This is a genomic window from Arthrobacter sp. Y3223164, assembly GCF_059091005.1.
In genome coordinates this window covers 1-2,387 of record NZ_JBNHGF010000409.1, presented here as the reverse complement: position 1 = coordinate 2,387, position 2,387 = coordinate 1, and the positions used below count along the sequence as shown (strand labels likewise).

Sequence of the window (2,387 nt, the reverse complement as noted above, 5' to 3'; positions counted from 1 at the left end):
CGCCAACCCGGGAAGCCTCTGACACACCCCGGATGGTTACCGTCACCGCCGGGGATTCCCTCTGGCAGCTCGCGGCCGCCGAACTGGCCGCGCCGGCTCCGATCGACAGGAGCGCCAGCAGGTCCTGATAGTTCTGCGGAGGCCACGTGGCGCCGGTGGCCAGCTCCCTCCCCGCGAGCATCAGCACGGCGGCACAAGCCGTCACCAGCCCTGTGGTTGCCAGATCGGCGGTGGTTCTGAGCATGGGAAGCGCCTCCGGAGAGAAAGGTGTTACTGCCGTTTGATGTAGTTTGGTTATGTTTAGTGCTGTTTGTTTTCCAATGGTGGCAGCTTCAAACACTTGTTGTAAAGCAGTCGGTTTTCCGTTGACGGTATGTGGTGCAGGTTCCTAGGCTGGCGCCATGCGTTGGGACGCCCTGTTTGCCGATTTGGAGACCCAGCTACACGCCGCAGGCCGGCTGGAGTTGGAAGCGGAGGTAAACGAGCGCGCCCGGATCGAGTTGGCCGCGGTGGGTCTGGCCGACCGGCTTCGGGGGCAGCTGGGCAGCAGGTTGCGCGTCCGTGCAGGCACAGACCTCAGGTTCGAGGGGACGCTGGCCCATGTCGGATCAACCTGGTTGGTGCTGTACGAGGGAGTGCGGAGCGTGCTCCTGCCGTTGGCCGCTGTCCAACTGCTCGAAGGAATGGGCCGGCATGCGGTTGCCGACTCGACCGGGGCGCGTCGGCTCGGGCTCGGATCCGCACTGCGCGCCCTTGGCCGCGACCGCGCACCGGTCGCGGTCTACCTGTCGGGCGGCCCCGGCATCCCGGCGGCCGAGGGGGTGGTCGACAGGGTCGGGGCGGACTCCTTCGACCTCGCGGCGGTGCCGTCGGGCGAGGACAGGCGCGCGGCAAATGTCCGGTCGGTCTACACGGTGCCCTTCGCGGCCATTGCGGCCCTCGTGTCGCGCAGCCCGGACTGAATGCTCATTCCGTGGTGGACTTGGCCTCTTCGATCAGCCGCCGCGTCTGGGCATACTTGTCCTGGATGTACTGGTCGAGCATGACCTGCTCGACGCGCCATTGGCCCCGGCCGCCGATCTGGATGGCGGGAAGTTCGCCGCTGCGAACCAGGGCGTACGTCTGCGACGAGGAGATCTGCAACTCCTCCGCCACATCGGACAGGGTGAGGAACCGCGGCATGGGCTGATCCTTCGGAGCGGGGACGGTTTCAGCCATTATGGCACCGTTTGACGTCGTTTGATCCAACTGGACCCGTTGCTTCTGAAAAGTTTTCCCCAGATCCGGCCCGGGTGGCCGCGGCGGTTCCCTTTCCCCTGGGCCACGACCAGAATGGTGCCACCCGCGGCCTCGGGGCCGACTCTCGGAGCGCAGGCTGGCTGTCCCCTGGGGCGCGGGAATAAGGGGGAAAAATTCGTGAGCGCTGCCATCGCAGAAAAAACCGTCGCACAGCGGTTGAAACGCCCGTCGTGGAAAGATCCCCGGTTGCTGGTGGGGCTGCTGCTCGTGGCGGCTTCGGTGGCCGGAGTCGCAGCGCTGGTCAACAGCGCGGATAAGACCACCGGTGTCCTGGCGGCCAGGACGGACATCGCGGTGGGACAACCGATCTCCGCCGCCGACGTGGTCGTCGTCGACGTTCGGCTGGGCGAGGCGGGCAGCCTTTATCTGCCGGCAGCAACGGGGTTGCCGGCAGATGCCGTCGCCACCGCGCTGGTCCGGGGCGGTGAACTGCTGCCGGCTTCCGTGCTGGGCGCCGGCGACGACTTGGACCGGAAACCGATCGGCCTGAGTATCGAGAGCCCGTTGCCCGAGGAGGCCGGTCCCGGTTCCCGGGTCGATGTATGGGTGTCGCTGCCCGACGGACGCAACGGTTTCAAGGAGCCGGAGAGGCTGCTCGAGGCGGCCGAGGTGTCGCAGTTGACGCGCGCCACCACCGCTTTCGGCTCGTCCGGGGCGGAACGGCTGCACGTCCTGGTGGATGATGACACCATGCCGGCGCTGCTGCATGCCCTCGCCAACGGGGCACGCATTAACGTGGTACTCAACCCGGCCGGTACTCCATGAGTCTGCCGGTCGTCACGCTGGGAACGGCGGCCGCCGACTTCGTGAACGGCCTGGAACGGCTCCATGGGCCTGTCACCGTGGTCCGGCGCTGCACCGACCTCGCGGAGTTGCTGGCGGCGGCGCAGTCCGGGCTGGCCCGGGCGGCCATCGTGGCGGGCCGGACGAGGGAGCTCGACGGCAGTGTGCTGGAGCGGCTGCACGGCGCCGAGGTGTCCGTGGTGGCGTTGACCGACGACGGCGGGGAACGCCTCCGGCTCGAAGCGCTCGGCATCCGCACGGGTGCCGCAACCGTTGAGCCCGTGGCCCTGGCAGCACTGGTGGCC

Annotated in this window: 4 protein-coding genes and 1 pseudogene; 3 read left to right on the top strand and 2 right to left on the bottom strand. The window is 67.8% G+C overall.

Annotation, left to right across the window (positions count from 1 at the left end; genetic code table 11):
• The coding region (locus AC5RUJ_RS14745) for a hypothetical protein (RefSeq protein WP_494156090.1) at positions 1–244 on the bottom strand (244 nt) is incomplete at its 3' end.
• A 157-nt stretch (positions 245–401) separates the two neighbouring features.
• Here AC5RUJ_RS14745 and AC5RUJ_RS14740 point away from each other — a divergent pair.
• Positions 402–962: a hypothetical protein gene (locus AC5RUJ_RS14740; protein ID WP_494128867.1), complete on the top strand. Its 561-nt coding sequence runs from the start codon at positions 402–404 to the stop codon at positions 960–962.
• A gap of 4 nt (positions 963–966) precedes the next feature.
• Here the strand turns inward: AC5RUJ_RS14740 and AC5RUJ_RS14735 are convergent, their stop codons facing one another.
• Positions 967–1,182: a helix-turn-helix domain-containing protein gene (locus tag AC5RUJ_RS14735; RefSeq protein WP_493979122.1), complete on the bottom strand. Its 216-nt coding sequence runs from the start codon at positions 1,180–1,182 to the stop codon at positions 967–969.
• A gap of 234 nt (positions 1,183–1,416) precedes the next feature.
• On the opposite strand from AC5RUJ_RS14735, the gene AC5RUJ_RS14730 reads away from it, so the two are divergent.
• Positions 1,417–2,064 carry a hypothetical protein gene (locus AC5RUJ_RS14730; protein ID WP_494025570.1) on the top strand — a complete coding sequence of 216 codons (648 nt, stop codon included), beginning with the start codon at positions 1,417–1,419 and terminating at the stop codon, positions 2,062–2,064.
• Positions 2,061–2,387, top strand: a pseudogene (locus tag AC5RUJ_RS14725) (chromosome partitioning protein); the annotation flags it as partial. The gene AC5RUJ_RS14730 and the pseudogene AC5RUJ_RS14725, both read left to right, overlap by 4 nt.